The sequence below is a fragment of the Shinella sp. genome (genome assembly GCF_049651085.1).
Lineage (GTDB): Bacteria > Pseudomonadota > Alphaproteobacteria > Rhizobiales > Rhizobiaceae > Shinella.
Genome location: NZ_JBASBL010000009.1, coordinates 359,523 through 379,031 on the forward strand (window position 1 = coordinate 359,523; position 19,509 = coordinate 379,031).

At 63.1% G+C, this 19,509-nt stretch carries 18 protein-coding genes and 1 riboswitch; of the genes, 14 read left to right on the forward strand and 4 right to left on the reverse strand.

Annotated elements, in window-relative coordinates:
• Positions 1 to 117: 117 nt before the first annotated feature.
• On the forward strand, positions 118 to 1,245 hold the full coding sequence (locus WA950_RS07035) for a biotin transporter BioY (protein WP_424550970.1): 1,128 nt from the start codon (positions 118 to 120) through the stop codon (positions 1,243 to 1,245).
• Between the two features lie 9 nt (positions 1,246 to 1,254).
• On the opposite strand, the gene ppk2 is transcribed toward WA950_RS07035, so the two are convergent.
• Entirely contained in the window at positions 1,255 to 2,136 is an 882-nt protein-coding gene (gene ppk2, locus WA950_RS07040) for a polyphosphate kinase 2 (RefSeq protein WP_424550971.1), read from the reverse strand.
• Positions 2,137 to 2,284: 148 nt separating this feature from the next.
• Here ppk2 and phoR point away from each other — a divergent pair, with 148 nt between their 5' ends.
• The 7 genes from phoR to phoB all read left to right on the forward strand — a co-directional run bounded on the left by phoR (position 2,285) and on the right by phoB (position 10,122).
• On the forward strand, positions 2,285 to 3,571 hold the full coding sequence (phoR, locus tag WA950_RS07045) for a phosphate regulon sensor histidine kinase PhoR (protein WP_424551003.1): 1,287 nt from the start codon (positions 2,285 to 2,287) through the stop codon (positions 3,569 to 3,571).
• A 187-nt stretch (positions 3,572 to 3,758) separates the two neighbouring features.
• Entirely contained in the window at positions 3,759 to 4,793 is a 1,035-nt protein-coding gene (locus tag WA950_RS07050; RefSeq protein WP_424550972.1) for a PstS family phosphate ABC transporter substrate-binding protein, read from the forward strand.
• A 216-nt stretch (positions 4,794 to 5,009) separates the two neighbouring features.
• Positions 5,010 to 6,494: a phosphate ABC transporter permease subunit PstC gene (pstC, locus tag WA950_RS07055; protein ID WP_424550973.1), complete on the forward strand. Its 1,485-nt coding sequence runs from the start codon at positions 5,010 to 5,012 to the stop codon at positions 6,492 to 6,494.
• Positions 6,491 to 7,819 (forward strand): phosphate ABC transporter permease PstA, encoded by a 1,329-nt coding sequence (gene pstA, locus WA950_RS07060; protein ID WP_424550974.1) that lies wholly within the window; start codon positions 6,491 to 6,493, stop codon positions 7,817 to 7,819. Before pstC ends, pstA begins: the two co-directional genes overlap by 4 nt.
• A 12-nt stretch (positions 7,820 to 7,831) precedes the next feature.
• Complete coding sequence (gene pstB / locus WA950_RS07065; RefSeq protein ID WP_424550975.1) at positions 7,832 to 8,647, forward strand: phosphate ABC transporter ATP-binding protein PstB; 816 nt, start codon at positions 7,832 to 7,834, stop codon at positions 8,645 to 8,647.
• Positions 8,648 to 8,697: 50 nt separating this feature from the next.
• Complete coding sequence (phoU, locus tag WA950_RS07070) at positions 8,698 to 9,417, forward strand: phosphate signaling complex protein PhoU (RefSeq protein WP_424550976.1); 720 nt, start codon at positions 8,698 to 8,700, stop codon at positions 9,415 to 9,417.
• Positions 9,418 to 9,438: 21 nt separating this feature from the next.
• Positions 9,439 to 10,122 carry a phosphate regulon transcriptional regulator PhoB gene (gene phoB, locus WA950_RS07075; RefSeq protein WP_424550977.1) on the forward strand — a complete coding sequence of 228 codons (684 nt, stop codon included), beginning with the start codon at positions 9,439 to 9,441 and terminating at the stop codon, positions 10,120 to 10,122.
• A 142-nt stretch (positions 10,123 to 10,264) separates the two neighbouring features.
• On the opposite strand, the gene WA950_RS07080 is transcribed toward phoB, so the two are convergent.
• On the reverse strand, positions 10,265 to 10,801 hold the full coding sequence (locus WA950_RS07080) for a GcrA family cell cycle regulator (protein WP_424550978.1): 537 nt from the start codon (positions 10,799 to 10,801) through the stop codon (positions 10,265 to 10,267).
• Positions 10,802 to 11,225: 424 nt separating this feature from the next.
• Between WA950_RS07080 and WA950_RS07085 the strand changes: the two genes are divergently transcribed.
• The 3 genes from WA950_RS07085 (at position 11,226) to WA950_RS07095 (ending at position 14,561) form a co-directional block, all read left to right on the forward strand.
• Positions 11,226 to 12,419 (forward strand): aspartate aminotransferase family protein, encoded by a 1,194-nt coding sequence (locus WA950_RS07085; RefSeq protein ID WP_424550979.1) that lies wholly within the window; start codon positions 11,226 to 11,228, stop codon positions 12,417 to 12,419.
• A 39-nt stretch (positions 12,420 to 12,458) separates the two neighbouring features.
• The gene (argF, locus tag WA950_RS07090) at positions 12,459 to 13,370 is read left to right on the forward strand and encodes an ornithine carbamoyltransferase (protein ID WP_424550980.1); all 912 of its coding nucleotides are present in this window, start codon (positions 12,459 to 12,461) and stop codon (positions 13,368 to 13,370) included.
• Between the two features lie 192 nt (positions 13,371 to 13,562).
• On the forward strand, positions 13,563 to 14,561 hold the full coding sequence (locus WA950_RS07095; RefSeq protein ID WP_424550981.1) for an Hsp33 family molecular chaperone: 999 nt from the start codon (positions 13,563 to 13,565) through the stop codon (positions 14,559 to 14,561).
• Between the two features lie 12 nt (positions 14,562 to 14,573).
• Here WA950_RS07095 and apaG read toward each other — a convergent pair whose 3' ends face one another.
• Both apaG and WA950_RS07105 read right to left on the reverse strand, forming a co-directional pair.
• Positions 14,574 to 14,966, reverse strand: a complete 393-nt coding sequence (gene apaG, locus WA950_RS07100; RefSeq protein ID WP_424550982.1) for a Co2+/Mg2+ efflux protein ApaG — start codon at positions 14,964 to 14,966, stop codon at positions 14,574 to 14,576.
• A 124-nt stretch (positions 14,967 to 15,090) separates the two neighbouring features.
• Entirely contained in the window at positions 15,091 to 16,275 is a 1,185-nt protein-coding gene (locus WA950_RS07105; protein WP_424550983.1) for an O-succinylhomoserine sulfhydrylase, read from the reverse strand.
• 43 nt (positions 16,276 to 16,318) lie between these two features.
• Positions 16,319 to 16,397: riboswitch (SAM riboswitch) on the reverse strand.
• Between the two features lie 131 nt (positions 16,398 to 16,528).
• On the opposite strand from WA950_RS07105, the gene WA950_RS07110 reads away from it, so the two are divergent.
• The 3 genes from WA950_RS07110 to WA950_RS07120 form a co-directional block, all read left to right on the forward strand.
• Positions 16,529 to 17,635: a 2'-deoxycytidine 5'-triphosphate deaminase gene (locus WA950_RS07110; protein ID WP_424550984.1), complete on the forward strand. Its 1,107-nt coding sequence runs from the start codon at positions 16,529 to 16,531 to the stop codon at positions 17,633 to 17,635.
• Between the two features lie 225 nt (positions 17,636 to 17,860).
• Positions 17,861 to 18,892 carry a LacI family DNA-binding transcriptional regulator gene (locus WA950_RS07115; protein WP_424550985.1) on the forward strand — a complete coding sequence of 344 codons (1,032 nt, stop codon included), beginning with the start codon at positions 17,861 to 17,863 and terminating at the stop codon, positions 18,890 to 18,892.
• Between the two features lie 163 nt (positions 18,893 to 19,055).
• A partial coding sequence (locus tag WA950_RS07120) for a GDP-mannose 4,6-dehydratase (RefSeq protein ID WP_424550986.1) occupies positions 19,056 to 19,509 on the forward strand: 454 nt, incomplete at its 3' end.

Consider the following 19,509-nt stretch of genomic DNA (forward strand, 5'->3'; position numbering starts at 1 on the left):
CCTTGCGCAAATTCCCGGCAAACGTTACGCAAAAACTAACAAAAGCCGGAAAGTAAGGCTCTTTCCACAGGTGTATCGTCGCTGCCGAATCTGGTGGCGCCCGCAGAAGGGTCTGATGTGAGCGGACTGGAAACGGCAATCAGGAACGCGCTGGCGCGCTCGGAACGCGCCAATGCCGAAGTTCGGGCGCGTATCTACCAGTCGGCGCGCAATGCGCTGGAAGCGGGCCTGCGCAAGCAGGAGATCAACGATCCCGAGGCAATCTCGGCGCAGCGCCACCGGCTGGAAGCCACCATTCACCAGATCGAGGGCGAGGAGCGGGCGCAGCTCGCCGCCGCCGCCCGCGAGGTCCGCGTCGAGCCGGTAGCCGAAGCGCGGCCCGAACCGGTGCTGCGCGCCGAGCCGAGGATCGATGCCGAACCGCGTCTGGAAGCCGAACGGGCGACCGCGACGGCCGGCGACATCGGCGCGATTCGGCCCGAGCGGCAGGATGGTTTTGCCAGAAGCGACGAAGCCGCCATGCCGAAAAGCAGCGCGCGCACGAGCGAAGCGTCGGATTTCCGCCCGGAGCGCGTTGCCAAGGCCCGTAAGCGCCGCGGCCGCCTGTTCTCCTTCCTGCTGGTCGTCGCGACCTTGATTGCCGCCCTCGGCGCGCTGGCCTGGTGGATGCAGACGAGCGGGCTGCTCGATGACCTGAAGAACCGCGGCGACAATTCCACGCCGCCGGCCCGCGTCTCGGGCGATGATTTTTCGGGCGAGGATCCGATCAAGAAGGCGCTCGATACCCAGAGCCGCTTCTCCTCCGATTGGCGCGCGGTCTACTCGCCGGGCGATACGGCAAGGATTTCGGCTGGCGCGGCGGGCCGTTTCGAATCCATCAGCACGAATGAAGGCCCCGCCGTGCGCGTCACCTCGACCGACCCGGAGCGCGACGGCGCGGTGCGCATCGAGGTCTCGCCGGAAATCCTCGGCGAAATGGGCGGCAAGAGCTCGACGGTGGCACTCTCCGTGCAGTCGGCCGGCGACAAGCCGGTGCATATTACCGTCGAATGCGATTTTTCCACCATGGGCGGCTGCGGACGCCACCGCTTCACCGTGTCGGAGCGCACCGACATCCTGTTCCGGGTGGAATTCGACCGCTCGCTCGCGCCGAATGCGGCGGGACACCTCCTCTTGAACAGCGACATCACCGGCGGGAAGGCGAGCGTCAACCTCTATGCCGTTCGCATCCTGCCGGGTGAATGAGCCGTCGATCTATTTGAGGAAGCCGGGACCCGAGCCGACGATCCTGTCGTCGATCTCGCCGATGGCCTTCTTGTCCTTGCCCTCATAGTCGAGCGTCTTGAGGATGTGGCGGATCAGCTTGATGCGCGCGCGGCGCTTGTCGTTGGCGCGGATCACGGTCCAGGGCGCGTGGTCCGTATGGGTTTCCTTCAGCATGCGGTCGCGCTTTTGCGAATAGTCGCCCCACTTGTTGAGGGCGGCGATATCCATTGGCGAGAGTTTCCAGACCTTGAGCGGATCGTGACGGCGGTCGTGGAAGCGCTTGAGCTGCATTTCGCGGCCGATATTGAGCCAGAACTTGAAGAGGTGGATGTCGTCGGAGACGACCATCTTCTCGAAGCGCGGCGTCTCCTTCAGGAATTTCTCGTACTGCTCCGGCGTGCAGAAGCCCATGACTGGCTCGACGCCGGCGCGGTTGTACCAGGAGCGGTCGAACAGCACGAATTCGCCCGCCGTCGGAAAGGTCGCGACATAGCGCTGGAAATACCACTGGCCCTGCTCGGTCCCGGTCGGCTTTGTCAGCGCGACGATGCGGGCGGAGCGCGGGTTCATGTAGGACATGGTGGCATGGATCGCGCCGCCCTTGCCGGCGGCATCGCGCCCCTCGAAGGCGGCCATGATGCGCTTGCCCGTCTTCTGCTGCCAGAACTGGACCTTGACGAGTTCGATCTGGAGGAGTTTCAGCGTCTTTTCATATTCATTGCTGTCCAGTTTCTTGTCGTAGGGATAGTCGTCGGAGCTGAACGCCTTCTCCTCGATCCAGTCCGGAAGTACCGGGTCATCGATATCGAACACCCGCTTCTTGCCGTGGACATCCAGTTCCACAGCCCGGCTTTCGACCTTTTCCGCCATCGTCCGCTCCTTGAAATATCGGGGTACGGCGTGCGCCGCATTCGCGAAGGTGGCCACAACCGGATTGCGAATTCAAGCGGGCCATGGAAAACATGTCATGAAGCCGCGCTATCCATGGAGAATCAATGGAGGTGCGGAGGATACCATGCTGGCAAGGGAATGGGTGGCTGTGACGGATCAGCGGACGGGCCTCGGCTGGCTGACGGCGCAACTGTGGAACGAACGCGTTCTTGTCGCCTCGGCCGTCTTCGTCGGTTTCATGATGTGGCTCGCCGGCCTTCATCTCGGCTGGGTGTCCTTTGCCGTCCTCCTGCTCGTCATCGCAGGCCTCATGCGCACGGAACGGCGCGTTGCGGGCACGGCGGACAGGGCCATGGCGGCGCCCGTCGCGCCGGTTGTCGAGACCGGGCCGCTATCGGACGACCTGACGGCGATCTCGGCCGTTCTGGGCGCACTCGATGCGCCGGCGCTCCTGCTGTCGGCCCGTGAGACGGTGAAGCTGCAGAACCGCGCGGCGGAATCGATTTTCGGCGCCATCGCGCAGGGCAGCGATCTTGCCGGCCGTATTCGCTCGCCCGGCATTCTCGATATGGTGCGCGACGCTATCGGCTCCGGGCAACCGCGCGAGATCGAACATGCCGAGCGGCTCCCCTCCGAGACGGTCTACGTCGTGCGTATCGCCCCGCTGGCCGGTCCCACGACCGAGCCGCTCTGGCTCCTGACCTTCCGGGACGTCTCTCAGGCCCGACGGATCGAGCGCATGCGTTCCGATTTCGTCGCCAATGCCAGCCATGAGCTGCGCACGCCGCTCGCCTCGCTGCGCGGTTTCATCGAGACGCTGCAAGGCCCGGCAAGGAACGACCTCAAGGCGCATGAGCGGTTTCTCGGCATCATGCACGAGCAGGCAACGCGCATGAGCCGCCTTGTCGACGACCTTCTCTCGCTCTCCCGCCTCGAGCTGCGCTCCAACCTGACGCCCGACCAGATGGTCGATCTCGTGCCGCTGCTGGGCCATGTGCGCGACAGCCTGCAACCGCTGGCGGGCGATCTTGGCGTCGAGATCGTAATGGATTTGCCGAAGCACCCCGTTGCCGTTCCCGGCGACCGGGACGAACTGGTCGAGGTCTTCGAGAATCTTATCGAGAACGCCTGCAAATACGGCCAGGAAGGCAAGCGGGTGGACGTGGTGCTGTCGGGTGGCGCTGACGGCGTGCCCGTCGAGTTCTCCGTCACCGACTACGGCCCGGGAATTCCGCCCGAGCACGTACCGCGCATCACCGAGCGCTTCTACCGGGTGAATGTGGAGGCGAGCCGCTCCAAGAAGGGTACAGGCCTCGGTCTTGCCATAGCCAAACACATCCTCACCCGCCATCGGGCGCGCCTCGTGGTGAAGTCCGAGGTGGGCAAAGGCACGGTCTTTACCGTCAAGTTCTGACACAAAGAGCGCCGGCATCGTCGCGTCGATTGAAATATGTGATATATTTCAACGGTATGGCCTGTCACAAATGTTTCGTCAAACTGACATAAAAGAGAGGGCGATCGGGGGGTAGAGAAAAGCCGCCGGTCAGCGGCAGAGAGCGCGAACAGCGCTTCCAACACAAGTCCTCTTCGGGAGAACCCAGATGAAATCTCTTAAGCTCACTGTTGCGGCGCTCGTTGCCTCCGCCGCATTCGCAGGCGTTGCCGTTGCGCGCGACCAGGTCCAGATCGCCGGCTCCTCCACCGTTCTTCCCTATGCCAAGATCGTTGCCGAGACGTTCAGCGAGACCTATCCCGACTTCAAGACCCCGATCGTCGAATCCGGCGGCTCTTCCGGCGGCCTGAAGGAATTCTGCAAGGGCGTCGGCCCGGAAACCATCGACATCGCCAACTCCTCGCGCGCGATCAAGGCCAGTGAAGTAGAGGCCTGCAAGGCTGCCGGCGTTACCGAGATCCAGGAAGTCCGCATCGGTTATGACGGCATCGTCTTCGCCACCGATGCCGGCAATGCCGACCTCAAGCTTGAGCCGAAGGACCTCTACCTCGGGCTCGCCGGTGAAGTCGTCGTAGACGGCAAGCTCGTCGCCAACCCCTACAAGAAGTGGTCGGAAGTCAACAAGGACCTGCCGGACGCCGAAATCGCCGCCTATATCCCGGGCGAAAAGCACGGCACCCGCGAAGTCTTCGAAGAGAAGATCCTTGCTGAAGGCTGCAAGGCTTCCGGCGCCCAGGACGTCATCAAGGCCGCCGTTGCCGACGAAAAGGAACAGCATTCCAAGTGCGTCGCCGTTCGCAAGGACGGCCTGGCTGTCGACATCGACGGCGACTACACGGAAACGCTTGCCCGTATCGCCGCCAACAAGTCCGGTATCGGCGTGTTCGGCCTCTCCTTCTACGAAAACAACGCGGACAAGCTGAAGGTCGCTACCGTCAATGGTATTGTTCCGTCGACCGAGACGATCGCTTCCGGCGAATACCCGGTTTCCCGCCCGCTGTTCTTCTACGTCAAGAAGGCGCATCTCGGCGTCATCCCGGGCCTGAAGGAATATGTCGAATTCTTCACGAGCGACGACATGGTCGGCCCGGACTCTCCGCTGGCTGAATACGGCCTCGTCGCGGCTCCGGACGCCGAGCGCGAAGACACCCGCAAGGCTTTCGCTGACGGCAAGGTCATGTAATTGACAAGGCCGGCGCGACGTCTCCTGGAGATGTCGCGCCGGCCGTCCCCTTCGGGGGATTTCGCCTACGTCATGTTCTTCGATCGGGAATGGGGCGCCTTGTCGAACGGTCGGAGCGGGCATTGGTACGCTCAAGGCAGGTTCGGAGCGGTTTTGCTTCCGGGTTTGCGTGAAACAAATGACAGTGCGGATGATCTCGCCGGGAGAATTTCCTAAATGAGCATTTCCCTTCTTCTGCTCACCGTCGCCGTCATCGGCGTGGCGGGCTATCTGATTGGCAGCTGGCGCGCCAACGCGCTTGCCGGCGGAAAACTTTCTAATTTGCATTCCCGGCCGGGTTATTACGGCTCCTTCGTGGCCATCTGGTCCATGCTGCCGGCTATCCTCGTGCTGCTCGTCTGGATCATCGCAAGCCCGATCTACATCAGCTCGACGGTGCGTGGCGAGTTTCCCGATGAGGTGAAGGCCCAGCCGCAGGCGACGCAGAACCTCAACTACAACATGATCGGCGCCATCGCTCGCGGCCTGCGCTTGCTGTCGGCGGAAGAGCGCGATGCGCTGTTTGCCGATAGCAGCACCGCCCGTGCGGTGCTCGGAGCCAAGGGCGTGCCGCTCGCGGCCGATCCCGCGCAATACATGCTGACGTCTGCCGATCATCTCAACCGCATGACGACGGCCAGCAGCACTTTCCTGACGATCCTCGTCATCGTTGCGGCAATCGCTGGCGCCTTGCTGGCCTATCGCTCGATCGCGCCGAAGTTCCGGGCCCGCAACCGCGTCGAGGGCGTGATGCTGGTCGGGCTTATCGGTGCGTCCTCGATCGCCATCCTGACGACGATCGGCATCGTCGCCTCGATGGCGACGGAAGCGATCCACTTCTTCAACATGGTGCCTGCCTGGGAGTTCTTCTTCGGCACGACCTGGGATCCGCGCTTTGCCGCGGCCGGCGCAACGGACTCTTCCGGCCAGTTCGGCCTGATCCCGCTGCTCGCCGGCACGCTCTACATCGGCTTTGTCGCCATGCTGGTCGCCGTGCCCGTGGGCCTGTTCGCGGCGATCTACATGTCGGAATATGCTTCGCGAACGGTCCGCTCGATCGCCAAGCCCCTGCTGGAAGTGCTCGCCGGCATCCCGACCATCGTCTACGGCTTTTTCGCTCTCATGACGGTGGGGCCGTTCCTGCGGGACATCTCGGCGCAGCTCAACGGTCTCGTCACCGGAAACTATGCGAATTTCATCCAGGCGCAGAGCGTTCTGACCGCCGGCATCGTCATGGGCATCATGCTGATCCCTTACGTTTCCTCGCTGTCGGACGATATCATCACCGCCGTGCCGCGGGCGCTGCGGGATGGTTCGTTTGGCCTCGGAGCCACCCGTTCGGAAACGATCAAGCGCGTCATCCTGCCGGCAGCCTTGCCGGGCATCGTCGGCGCACTCCTGATGACCGCCTCGCGCGCCATCGGTGAAACCATGATCGTGGTGCTTGCCGCAGGCGTCGCCGCCCGCATGCAGCTCAATCCCTTCGAGCCGATGACAACGGTTACGGTCAAGATCGTCAACCAGTTGACGGGCGACCTCGAATTCACCTCGCCCCAGACGCTTGTGGCCTTCGCGCTCGGCATCACGCTCTTTGCCATCACGCTTTGCCTCAACATCTACGCCCTCTATATCGTGCGCAAATACCGGGAGCAGTACGAATGAGCCAGGTCTCCACGAGCCCTTCGATGGCCGCCCTCGGCGCAGCCGCCAAACCCGAACGCCGCGATATCGGCATTCGCCGCCGCTACGCCGCCGAACGTCGCTTCCGCCTCTACGGCATGGCGGCGATCGGCTTCGGTCTCCTCTGCCTGTTTCTTCTGCTTTTTTCGGTGTTTTCCAAGGGCTACACCGCCTTCCAGCAGACGATGATCACCATTCCCGTCGAGTTTTCGGCCGAGATCATCGACAAGAACAACGAACGCGCCACCAATCCGCAAAAGCTGGTTTCGGCCAACTATCCGGTCGTCGCCCGCAACGCGCTTGCCAAGGTGCTGGGCGTGGACGAAAGCGACCGCCCGGCGATGAAGCAGGTCAATGGCCTGATCTCGGACAGCGTCCGCGTTCAGTTCCGCAACCTCGTCACCGCGGATCCTTCGATCATCGGCACGACGCAGCAGGTGACCTTCCTTGCCCATGGCGACCTCGATTCTGCCTTCAAGGGCCAGATCGATCTCGAGGTTGCCGAGAGCAACCGCAAGGTTTCCGATCGCCAGGTCGGCTGGATGAATCAGCTTGCCGAAAGCGGCGCGCTTGCCAAGCATTTCAATACGGGCCTCTTCGTCAACGGCGCATCGAGCCGCCCTGAAGCTGCCGGTGTCGGCGTCGCGATCATCGGCTCGCTCTACATGATGCTGATCGTGCTCGCGCTCTCGCTGCCGATCGGCGTCGCCGCCTCGATCTATCTAGAAGAGTTCGCCCCGAAGAACCGCTTCACCGACCTGGTCGAAGTCAACATCAACAACCTCGCGGCCGTGCCGTCGATCGTCTACGGTCTGCTTGGTCTTGCCGTCTTCGTGAACTTCGCCGGCTTCCCGCGCTCGGCGGCCCTCGTCGGCGGCCTGGTGCTGACGCTGATGACGCTGCCGACCATCATCATCGCGACCCGCGCGGCGCTGAAGGCGGTGCCGCCTTCGATCCGCTCGGCGGCTCTCGGCCTTGGTGCCTCCAAGATGCAGACCGTGTTCCACCACGTCCTGCCGCTCGCCATGCCGGGCATCCTGACGGGCACGATCATTGGCCTTGCCCATGCACTCGGCGAAACCGCGCCGCTGCTTCTTATCGGGATGGTCGCCTTCGTCGCCGACGTCCCGGCAAGCCCGATGGATCCGGCAACGGCTCTTCCGGTGCAGATCTACATGTGGGCGAACGAGGCCGAGCGTGCCTTCGTGGAGCGCACGTCGGGAGCCATCATCGTGCTCCTCATCTTCCTCATCCTCATGAATGTTGGTGCAATCCTGTTGCGCCGCCGCTTCGAACGGCGTTGGTAAAGGAACAGACAGATGAACTTCATGTCAGAAGCAGCAGTCGAGAAAGCGCTGGACAAGAAAATGAACGACATTTCCTACAAGATGATCGGCAAGGACGTTTCCGTCTATTACGGCGAGAAGCGCGCCCTCTATGACGTCAATCTCAACGTTCGCGAAAACACAGTGACGGCGCTCATCGGCCCTTCGGGCTGCGGCAAGTCGACGTTCCTGCGCACGCTGAACCGCATGAACGACACGATCGACGGCTGCCGCGTCACCGGTCGCATCACCCTTGATACGGACGACATCTACGATCCGAGCATCGACGTGGTGGAACTGCGTGCCCGCGTCGGCATGGTCTTCCAGAAGCCGAACCCGTTCCCGAAGACGATCTACGAGAACGTCGCCTACGGCCCGCGCATTCACGGCCTCGCCAAGACGAAGGCCGACATGGACGCCATCGTCGAATCCAGCCTGCAGAAGGCCGGACTGTGGAACGAGGCGAAGGATCGCCTGCACGAAAGCGGCACCGGCCTGTCCGGCGGCCAGCAGCAGCGCCTCTGCATTGCCCGTGCCGTTGCCGTCAGCCCGGAAGTCATCCTGATGGACGAGCCCTGTTCGGCGCTCGACCCGATCGCGACGGCCAAGGTCGAGGAACTGATCCACGAGCTGCGCGCCAACTTCACGATCGTCATCGTGACGCACTCGATGCAGCAGGCGGCCCGTGTTTCGCAGCGCACCGCCATGTTCCACCTCGGCAACCTCGTCGAGGAAAACGACACGGACAAGATGTTCACCAACCCGGACGACCAGCGCACGCAGGACTACATCATGGGCCGGTTCGGCTGACGCATCCGTCGCCAGGATTCCCGGGCCTAGAGCGCATCAAGGATAGAAACATGACATCGCACCATATCGTCTCGATCTATGACGAAGAACTGAAGTACCTCTCCCGCCGCATCTCCGAAATGGGCGGCACCGCCGAGCAGATGGTGTCCGAATCCGTCCGCGCGCTTGTCAGCACCGATGCGGCGCTCGCCCAGAAGGTGATCTCGGAAGACGTCATCCTCGACAATGCCGAGCGCGAGATCAACGAGAAGGCGATCGTCACCATCGCCAAGCGCCAGCCGATGGCGGCGGACCTGCGCGAGATCATGGGCGCCATCCGCATCGCCGCCGAACTGGAGCGCGTCGGCGACCTCGGCAAGAACACCGCCAAGCGCGTCATCGCCGTGCAAAGCTCGGGCATGCCCCGCAAGCTCGCCCGCGGCCTCGAGCATCTGGCGGAACTTGCGCTGATGCAGCTGAAGGAAGTGCTCGACGTCTATGCCACGCGCTCGATCGAAAAGGCCAAAGCGATCCGCGAGCGCGACGACGAGATCGACGCGATCTACACCTCGCTGTTCCGCGAACTCCTCACCTACATGATGGAAGACCCGCGCAACATCACGCCCTGCACGCACCTGCTGTTCTGCGCCAAGAACATCGAGCGCATCGGCGACCACGCGACGAATATCGCGGAAACCATCTACTACATGGCGACGGGCTCGCAGCCGGAAGGCGAACGCCCGAAGGACGACACCTCGACGTCCGTCGTCGCTTCCGACGTCTCCGAGTAAAAGAGAGTAGGAGTTCGCTCCATGGTCCCCAGAATTGCCGTCGTGGAAGACGAGGAGGCGCTGAGCGTCCTCCTGCGCTACAACCTCGAAGCCGAGGGCTTCGAGGTCGATACCATCCTGTCCGGTGACGAGGCGGAGATGCGCTTGCAGGAGCGCATGCCGGATCTTCTGATCCTCGACTGGATGCTGCCGGGTGTTTCGGGCATCGAGCTGTGCCGGCGCCTGCGCCAGCGGCCGGAAACCGAGCGCCTGCCGATCATCATGCTGACGGCGCGCGGCGAGGAGAGCGAGCGCGTGCGCGGGCTTGCCACCGGCGCGGACGACTATGTCGTAAAACCCTTCTCGACGCCGGAACTGGTCGCCCGCGTGCGCGCCATGCTGCGCCGGGCAAAGCCGGAGGTCGTCTCGACGCTGCTGCGCTGCGGCGACATCGAGCTCGACCGCGAGACGCACCGCGTTCACCGGCGCACCCGTGAGGTACGCCTCGGGCCGACGGAGTTCCGCCTCCTGGAATTCCTGATGACGTCTCCCGGCCGCGTCTTCTCGCGCTCGCAGCTTCTCGACGGTGTCTGGGGCCACGATATCTACGTGGACGAGCGCACTGTCGACGTGCATGTCGGACGCCTGCGCAAGGCGCTCAACTTCGCCAACATGCAGGACGTCATCCGCACGGTCCGCGGCGCCGGCTATTCGCTGGAAACCTGAGCCGCCGAATTTCCTCCCAAGGACGGAAATGGGCCCTTCGGGGCCTGTTTGCGTTTCTGGAGACGGGGGAGGGGGCTTTCAGATATGCCCAAACGAAAAACGGGCCCCAAGGGCCCGCATCTCATTCCATGTTCAGCGGTTCTTACCGCGCCCGACGACGGTCAGCCGTGGGCTGATAGGCGAGGCGCTGGTGATAGATGCAGTAGGGCGAGTTGTCCGGGGACTCGTTGCCGCAGAAGTGGAAGTCGTCGTTCAGCGGGTCGCCGATCGGCCACTTGCAGGTGCGCTCGGTCAGCTCGGTCAGTTCCAGACGGCGCGACATCGGCACGACAACCTTGTTGCCGTTGGCCGGAACCGGAAGCTGTTCGCTCTGTGTTTCGAAATCGACGTCGATCTCGTCCTTGGGCAGCGCGTTGCCGACGGGGCGGACAGCGGCGCGGGTCGTGGCCGGGCGGGCTGCGAAGTTCGACGGACGCGGTGTCGCCGCGACCGGGCGCTTCGGGCGCGACGCCGTCTGCGTGCCGCCAGCCTTGGCGCGGCCAGGCAGGTTGAGCCGGTGTACCTTGCCGATCACCGCATTGCGGCTGACGCCGCCAAGCTGTGCAGCGATCTGGCTCGCGCTCAGACCCTCAGCCCAAAGCTTCGTGAGTTTCTCGACCCGCTCGTCTGTCCAGTTCATGTTTCCGTCTCCGCTCGACGCTCGCTATGCGGGAATCCCTCATCGCATTCCGGACGGGTCCGGAATCTGAACGCCTCAACTCTCTTGCTGACTAGTTCCGCCGCATGCAGTCTAGTAATTAGTCTTTAACCTAGAGACCGGGGGACTCGGTGACAAGAGTCGGGGGAATCGGTGCGAATCGATTTCGGAGTTTTCCCCAACTTGCTGGCCCGGTGTCTCTCGATAGAGACATCTTCACTGTGTGCCGTGAATCCTTCCCTTGCGGGAGGTTCAGCGGTATTTCGGGGTGCGATTTGTTGACATCCCTAAGTGAAATGCAGATAGTGCCGCATGCCGCCGCGAGGCGGCTTTTGATTTTTCTGGCGTCCGGAAAAGTCAAGTCGCTGTCACATTTTTTCCGCATCTCTTTTCGGAGGGTCCGCCCATGGCCGATGCCGCGCCGCTCTATGAAACCTATATGCGTGCACCGATCCGGTTCACGCGAGGGGAGGGCGTCTGGCTGATCGCCGAAGATGGCGAGCGATATCTGGACTTCGCAGCCGGCGTCGCCGTTAATTCGCTGGGCCACGCCCATCCGCATCTCGTCGCTGCGCTGAAGGATCAGGCCGACAAGGTCTGGCACCTGTCGAACCTCTATGAGGTTCCGGGTCAGGAGAGCCTCGGCCGCCGGCTGACGGAAGCGACCTTCGCCGACAAGGTGTTCTTCACCAATTCGGGCGCCGAGGCGCTGGAATGCGCGATCAAGACGGCGCGCCGCTATCATTTCGCCAGGGGCCATGCCGGCAAGTTCCACATCATCACCTTCGAGGGCGCTTTCCACGGCCGTACGATCGCGACCATCGCGGCCGGCGGGCAGGAGAAATACATCGAGGGCTTCGGCCCCAAGGCGCCCGGCTTCCTCAAGCTGCCCTTCGGCGACATTGCCGCCGTCAAGGATGCGATCACCGAGGAGACGGCGGCGATCCTGATCGAGCCGGTACAGGGCGAGGGCGGTATCCGCCCCGTGCCGAAGGAGTTCATGCAGGAGCTGCGCCAGCTCTGCGACGAATATGGCCTGTTGCTCATTCTGGACGAGGTGCAGACCGGCGTCGGCCGCACGGGCCGCCTCTTTGCCTATGAAGCAGCTGGCATCACGCCCGATATCATGGCGGTCGCCAAGGGCATCGGCGGTGGTTTTCCGCTCGGCGCGTGTCTTGCGACGAGCGAGGCTGCCGCCGGCATGATCGCCGGCACGCACGGTTCCACCTATGGCGGCAACCCGCTCGCCATGGCTGTCGGCAACGCCGTGCTCGACGTCGTTCTCGAGGACGGGTTCCTCGATCATGTGCGTGATGTCGCGCTCGTCTTCCGCCAGGGACTGGCCGCGCTGAAGGACCGCTTCCCGGAGATCATCGAGGACATCCGTGGTGAAGGCCTGCTGCTCGGCGTCAAGGCGAAGATTCCGGTCGCGGACCTGCTGAAGGCGGTTCGCGCGGAAAAGCTGCTTGGCGTGCCGGCAGGCGACAACGTGCTGCGTATCATGCCGCCGCTCACCGTCACCGCGGAAGAAGCGCGCGAAGGGCTGGCCCGCCTCGAGCGGGCAGCGGAAAAACTGGTAGAGGCCGCGAGGGCCGCGTAAACGCTGCAGCATCAAGGGACTGGGACAACAGGACATACCATGGCCAAGCACTTTCTCGACCTTTCCGCCGTTTCGGAAAGCGATCTCCGCGTCATCATGGACGATGCACATACCCGCAAGGCCGCCAGCAAGGCCGGCACGGAAGCCAAGCCGCTTGCCGGCAAGATGCTTGCGATGATCTTCGAGAAGCCCTCTACCCGAACGCGCGTCTCCTTCGATGTCGGCATGCGCCAGCTCGGCGGCGAGACGCTGTTCCTGTCCGGTACCGAAATGCAGCTTGGCCGCGCCGAGACGATCGGCGACACGGCCAAGGTCCTGTCGCGCTATGTCGATGCCATCATGATCCGCACGACGGACCATGCTCGCCTCCTCGAGCTTGCCGAACACGCCACCGTGCCTGTCATCAACGCCCTGACGGATCTTACCCATCCCTGCCAGATCATGGCCGACATCATGACCTTCGAGGAGCACCGTGGCTCCACCAAGGGCAAGACCATTGCCTGGACCGGCGACGGCAACAATGTGCTGCACTCCTTCGTGGAGGGCTCCGCCCGCTTCGGCTACACGATGAAGATGGCCGTTCCGATGGGATCCGAACCGGACGACAAGATTCTCAACTGGGCGCGCGACAACGGCGGAAACATCCTGCTCAGCCATGATGCCGACGCGATTGTCGAGGGCGCCGATCTTGTCGTCACGGACACCTGGGTGTCGATGAACCAGGAACACCGCGCTCGCGGCCACAACATCTTCCAGCCCTATCAGGTCAACGAGCAGCTGATGGCGCGGGCGAACAAAGACGCTCTCTTCATGCACTGCCTGCCGGCCCATCGCGGCGAGGAAGTCACCGACGAGGTGATCGACGGCCCGCAGTCCGTGGTGTTCGACGAGGCGGAAAACCGCCTGCATGCGCAGAAGTCGATCCTTGCCTGGTGTTTCGGCGCCGTCTGACGCCGTCTTGAAAAAACCGGCAAGCGGCACGATCTAGGGACCATCACAGGCGCCGTAGGGCGCTGACGCTGGCGCATGCCCGTCCGATATGGAATGATCGGGGGCAGGAGCGCTCAATCACGGTAGAACGCCGGTCGGAAGCAGCCAGGCCCATGGCCCGGCGGCCTATGGCGTGCAAGGAGCAGAATGATGATGGCTGAGAATGATCTGAAACTCGGCGAGCCTGGTTTTGCCGGAGACGATCAAGTATTGCCGTTCCAGGTGGAGGGCCTCGACGTGCGCGGCCGTGCCGTGCAGCTCGGTCCCATGCTCGACGGCATTCTAGGTCGCCACGATTACCCGGCGCCGGTCGCGCGGCTGCTTGCTGAGGCGATCACGCTGACCGTGCTGCTCGGCACCTCGCTGAAGTTCCAGGGCAAGCTGATCGTCCAGACCAAGGGCGACGGCCCCGTCGATCTGCTCGTCGCTGATTTCTCCGCGCCGCAGGATGTCCGCGCCTATGCCCGCTTCGATCAGGCAGCGCTCGACGTCGCCATCTCCGCCGGCAAGACGGAGCCGCACGAGCTGCTCGGCCACGGTATCCTCGCCTTTACCATCGACCAGGGCCAGCACACCCAGCGCTATCAGGGCATCGTGCCGCTCGACGGCCATACGCTGGAAGAGATTGCCGGCGTCTATTTTCGCCAGTCGGAGCAGATCCCGACCAAGGTGCGCCTCGGCGTTGCCGAGCTTTACGACCGCGATCCGGCAGGCAATGCCCGCCATCGCTGGCGCGCCGGCGGCATGGTCGCACAGTTCATGCCGCACGCGCCAGAACGCATGCGCCACGCGGACCTTCCGGGCGGTGACGGCGACGAGGCCGGTCACAAGATCGATGACGACGACAACTGGGCGGAAGCCAGGGCGATGGTCGAGACGATCGACGCGGACGAACTGACGGATCCGACTGTCGGCACCGAGCGGCTGCTGTTCCGGCTCTTCCATGAGCGCGGCGTGCGTGTCTACCCGCCGCAGCGGGTTTTCGACCGCTGCTCCTGCTCGCGAGGGAAGCTGCACGACGTGCTGGCGGGGCTCAGCGCAGACGATATCGCGCACACGGCGGACGAAAAGGGCGAGATCGCGGTGACCTGCGAGTTCTGCTCGACGACCTATCGTTTCGAGGCGGCGGAAGTTCTGCCGCAGGCGCAGTAAGGGCGGGCGTCCTCAGTTGAGGATGCGGGGCTGTCCGGGCGTGTCCAGCGAGAAGGCGGGAATGGCGACGTCGAAGGCTTCGCCGTTCTCCGCTTCCATCCTATAGCGGCCGAACATGATGCCCGACGGCGTTTCGAGCGGGCAGCCCGAGGAATATTCGTAGGTATCGCCGGGGCGCAGCACCGGCTGCTCGCCGATGACGCCCGGCCCGTTGACCTCGTCCACCTGGCCGTTCTGGTCGGTGATGTTCCAGTATCGCGTCACCAGCCGCACGGCGATATCGGACAGGTTCGATATGACCACCCGGTATCCCCAGACATAGCGGCTGTCGTCGGGATCGGACTGATCGGCCAGATAATATGGCTCTACGGTCACTTCGATGTCGCGGGTCAGCGCACGATACATGGGTAAGCCTTGAACTCGTTATATTCAGCTATTCTACAGGAATATGGCTTCGTCAAGAATACGCAAAGAAGGCGCCAGCGTGCTCGGCTGGCGCCTTCCCGTCGTTAGCCTTGATGGCGCCGGTTCACGCCCCGATCTTGGAAAGCGCGCGGGCAAAATCCTCGAGCAGGTCTTCGTTGTCCTCGATACCGGCAGACAAGCGCACGGTGCCGCCTGAAATGCCGAGTTCGGCGCGGGCCTCGTCCGTCAGGTTCTTGTGCGTGGTCGTCGCCGGATGGGTGATCAGGCTCTTGGCGTCGCCGAGATTGTTGGAGATCTTCACGATCTCCAGCGCATCCTGCAGCGCGAAGGCCGCATCCTTGCCGCCCTTCAGCTCGAAGCAGACCAGCGTCGAGCCGCCCGTCATCTGCTTGGCGATGATGTCGGCCTGCGGATGATCCTTGCGGCCCGGATAGATCACGCGGGCGACCTGCTGGTGGTCGGCAAGGAGATCGGCGATGCGGCTTGCATTCTCGGTCTGCTGCTTGACGCGCAGCGGCAACGTCTCGATGCCCTTCAGGAGCGTCCAGGCGTTGAACGGCGACATGGCCGGACCCGTATGGCGGAAATAATCCTGCAGGTGTTCGTCGACCCACTGCTTGTCGGAAAGCACGACGCCGCCGAGGCAGCGGCCCTGGCCGTCGATATGCTTGGTGGCGGAATAGACGACGATATGGGCGCCGAGTTCCAGCGGCTTCTGGAAGAGCGGCGTCGCAAACACGTTGTCGACGACGACCTTGGCGCCGATCTGGTTGGCAAGCCTCGCAACGCCGGCGATGTCGATGACTTCCAGCGTCGGGTTTGTCGGGCTCTCGAGGAAGAAGACCCTGGTGTTCTTCCGGATCGCTTTTTCCCAGTTGGCGAGGTCGCGGCCGTCGACCAGCGTACATTCAATGCCGTATCTCGGTGCGAGCGTCTCGACCACCCAGCGGCAGGAGCCGAAGAGCGCGCGTGCGGCGACGATATGGTCGCCGGCCTTCAGCTGGCAGAGGATCGCTGCGGCAACGGCGGCCATGCCGGAGGCGGTGGCGCGGGCCTCCTCGGCGCCTTCCAGCATGCACATGCGTTTTTCGAACATGTCATTGGTCGGGCTGCCGTAGCGTGCGTAGATGAAGCCGTCCGTCTCGCCCTTGAAACGGGCTTCGGCCGCCGCCGACGTGTCATAGACGAAACCCTGCGTGAGGAAGATTGCTTCTGCGGTTTCGCCGTGATGCGAGCGGGTGGTTCCGCCGTGAACGAGTTGGGTAGCCGGGCGCCAGGACTTGCTCATTTGATCGTCGCCTTCAAACAAAAAAACCGGCCGCAAAAGCAGGCCGGTCCGAAGCCCGGCCTTTTTAGCTACTTGTTTTACGTGGCTGCAAGCCGGCCGGCCAAATCACCACGGGATAACTTTGCTATTACTGCCTGGCCGCGCTTGCGTCAATTGCCGGCATTTGGTTTTGTTCTGGCCCTCTAAGACATCGTTTCGACGTGTAGGTCCCGGTCTTCGGGAAGGACGATGCTGCATAAGGACGGTATGTATCATGGCTTCTGCGACGCGCAGCACGGGCATTCTGGCGGACAACGCCATTCGCGGCTTGCTGGAAAGCGGCCGCCTGAAGAGCGAGGCCGCGCTCGACGACGACCAGATCCAGCCGGCAAGCCTGGACCTGCGCCTCGGCAGCAAGGCCTTTCGCGTGCGCGCCAGCTTCCTTCCGGGGCCGTCGAACCTCGTTTCGGACAAGCTCGACCGGCTGAAGCTGCACGTCGTCGACCTTTCCGAGGGGGCGGTGCTGGAAACGGGCTGCGTCTATATCGTGCCGCTGATGGAAAGCCTCGACCTGCCGGCAGAGCTTGCCGCTTCGGCGAACCCCAAGAGCTCGACCGGCCGCCTCGATATCTTCACCCGCGTCATTACCGACCGCGCGCAGGAGTTCGACAAGATCCCGGCAGGCTATTCCGGCCCGCTCTATCTCGAAATCTCGCCGCGCACCTTCCCCATCGTCGTGCGCCGCGGCTCGCGCCTGTCGCAGATCCGGTTCCGTAAGGGCAATGCCTTGCTCGGCGACAGCGAGCTGCTCGCCCTTCACGGCACCGACACGCTGGTCGCCAGCGAAACGCCCAACGTGTCCGGCGGCGGCATTGCGCTCTCCATCGATCTCAAGGGCACAGGGCCGGATGGCCTGATCGGCTATCGCGGCAAGCACCACACCGCCGTTGTGGATGTCGATCGCAAGAACCAGCACGATATCTTCGATTTCTGGGAGCCGCTGTTCAGTCGCGGCCGCAACGAACTGATCCTCGATCCGGATGAGTTCTACATCCTCGTCTCGCGCGAGGCCGTGCACGTACCGCCGCTCTATGCCGCCGAAATGACGCCCTTCGATCCGCTCGTCGGCGAGTTCCGCGTGCACTATGCCGGCTTCTTCGATCCCGGTTTCGGCCATGCGCCGGCCGGTGGCTCCGGCAGCCGCGCGGTGCTGGAAGTGCGCAGCCACGAAGTGCCCTTCATTCTCGATCATGGCCAGATCGTCGGCCGCCTGGTCTACGAGCACATGCTGGGTGCGCCCGAGGGCCTCTACGGGGCCGGCGTCGGTTCCAACTATCAGGCTCAGGGCCTGAAGCTCTCCAAGCATTTTCGCGCGGGATGAGGTTGCCGGTGCCGGCGGGTTCCCGTCGGCATCGCTCTCTCCTGTCTTTCCTGCTTTACAAGCAGGTTAAACGTTTTTATCATATGGTTGACGGTCCGCCTCCTGCCGTTGCAGCCGGATAGCAGGGTAGAAACTGTCGATGCCCCCGCGGAGCAGTGGGGCTCCAGCCTGAATTCTGCCGACCGCCTTTCTCGGTCAGGACCAGCCGTAGCGAGCCGAGACGCGATGCAAAGACCAACGATCAAGACCATCGCACAGGAAACGGGCCTTTCGATCGCCACCGTATCGAAAGCGCTGAACGATAGCCCGCAGGTGCGGCCGGAAACGCGCGCCATCGTCGTCGCCGCAGCCGAGCGTGTCGGCTACCAGCTCAACATGCATGGCGTTCAGTTGCGCACCGGCAAGACCTATCAGGTCGCCGCCATCATGACCGCGCCCGGCCCGAAGCAGAACGAGTGGGAAGGTGTCGAATATGCCCAGCTGCTCAGCGGTATTTCCTGGGCGCTGGACGAAAGCCCCTACCGCGTCTCGCTCTATGCCGTGCGCAATTTCGAGGAAAGCCTTGCCACCATCCGGCAGATCGTCTCGCTGAAGAAGGCCGACGGTATCATCGTCACTGGCACGAGGGATGACGACCCGCGGGTGCGCATCATGCAGGAGGCGGATTTTCCCTTCGTTACCTACGGCACGACCAGCCATGAGGCCCCACACGCCTTTGTCGATGCGGACAACGAGCAGATGATCCGGCTCTCGGTCGCGCGCCTTGCCGAACGCGGCCATCGCCGCATCGCGCTCGTCAATCCGGTGGCGGAACTCAGCTATGCGATCACCCGCTTTGAGGCCTACCGCCGCGCCCTCGAAACAGCCGGCCTTTCCTTCGACCCGGCGCTCGTCGTTCACGGTCACCTGACCCCCGCCTTCGGTCGCCAGAACGTCCTGACGATGTCCGGGCTGCCGGAACCGCCGACCGCTTATATCTGCGCCAACGAAGCCTCGGCGCTGGGCGCCTTTTCAGGTTTCCACGCCCGCGGCCTCGTGCACGGTCGCGATGCGGTGATCAATGCGACGGACGATCTCAATGTCAGCCAGTATTTCGCTCCGCCCATCACCACCTATTTCCTGCCGATCCACGAGCCGAGCGAGCTTCTCGGCAGCTATATCCTGCGCCGCATGGAAGGCGAGCCCCCCGAGACGCTGCAAGCCCTCATCATGCCCAAGCTGATCGAGCGCTCCGACGACCGCCTATTGCGGCCCTAGATCTTCCATTTCTCCAGAATTCGCATGATTGCCATCAAGTTCGGGAAAAGTAACTGCCAATTGCAATTTGACCGGAATTTGAAACCACTGTAGCCGCTAGATGCTGCAAGTCGGGTCTGCACCTGTCGCGGCGGGAGACTGGTCGAATTCGAGAGCCAAAGACATGACGATTTTCGTAACGGGCGGTGCGGGTTTCATTGGAAGCAATTTTGTACTGGACTGGCTGGGCGCGTCTGACGAGATCGTCGTCAATATCGACAAGCTGACCTATGCGGGCAATCCGGAAAATCTGAAGACGCTTGCGGGCACGGCGCAGCACATCTTCGTACAGGCCGATATCGGCGATAGCGCCGTCATCTCTGCGTTGCTGGAAGAGCACGCGCCGCGGGCAATCGTCCATCTTGCCGCCGAATCCCATGTCGATCGCTCGATCCATGGCCCGGCGGCCTTCATCGACACGAATATCGTCGGCACGTTCCGCCTGCTCGAAGCGGTGCGGACCTATTGGAACGAGCTTGCCGAAGACCGCAAACAGGACTTCCGCTTCCTGCATGTGTCGACCGACGAGGTGTACGGCTCGCTGGAGAAAGCGGATCGTCCTTTCGCGGAAACCAACC

Bases quoted from the DNA above. Each gene is read 5' to 3' on its own strand.
- WA950_RS07085 (WP_424550979.1), top strand. From the start codon at position 11,226: ATGGCCGATGCCGCGCCGCTCTATGAAACCTATATGCGTGCACCGATC.
- WA950_RS07080 (WP_424550978.1), bottom strand. From the start codon at position 10,801: ATGAACTGGACAGACGAGCGGGTCGAGAAACTCACGAAGCTTTGGGCT.
- phoU (WP_424550976.1), top strand. From the start codon at position 8,698: ATGACATCGCACCATATCGTCTCGATCTATGACGAAGAACTGAAGTAC.
- apaG (WP_424550982.1), bottom strand. From the start codon at position 14,966: ATGTATCGTGCGCTGACCCGCGACATCGAAGTGACCGTAGAGCCATAT.
- pstC (WP_424550973.1), top strand. From the start codon at position 5,010: ATGAGCATTTCCCTTCTTCTGCTCACCGTCGCCGTCATCGGCGTGGCG.
- ppk2 (WP_424550971.1), bottom strand. From the start codon at position 2,136: ATGGCGGAAAAGGTCGAAAGCCGGGCTGTGGAACTGGATGTCCACGGC.
- WA950_RS07115 (WP_424550985.1), top strand. From the start codon at position 17,861: ATGCAAAGACCAACGATCAAGACCATCGCACAGGAAACGGGCCTTTCG.
- WA950_RS07095 (WP_424550981.1), top strand. From the start codon at position 13,563: ATGGCTGAGAATGATCTGAAACTCGGCGAGCCTGGTTTTGCCGGAGAC.
- phoB (WP_424550977.1), top strand. From the start codon at position 9,439: ATGGTCCCCAGAATTGCCGTCGTGGAAGACGAGGAGGCGCTGAGCGTC.
- WA950_RS07105 (WP_424550983.1), bottom strand. From the start codon at position 16,275: ATGAGCAAGTCCTGGCGCCCGGCTACCCAACTCGTTCACGGCGGAACC.
- WA950_RS07050 (WP_424550972.1), top strand. From the start codon at position 3,759: ATGAAATCTCTTAAGCTCACTGTTGCGGCGCTCGTTGCCTCCGCCGCA.
- argF (WP_424550980.1), top strand. From the start codon at position 12,459: ATGGCCAAGCACTTTCTCGACCTTTCCGCCGTTTCGGAAAGCGATCTC.
- pstA (WP_424550974.1), top strand. From the start codon at position 6,491: ATGAGCCAGGTCTCCACGAGCCCTTCGATGGCCGCCCTCGGCGCAGCC.
- pstB (WP_424550975.1), top strand. From the start codon at position 7,832: ATGAACTTCATGTCAGAAGCAGCAGTCGAGAAAGCGCTGGACAAGAAA.
- WA950_RS07110 (WP_424550984.1), top strand. From the start codon at position 16,529: ATGGCTTCTGCGACGCGCAGCACGGGCATTCTGGCGGACAACGCCATT.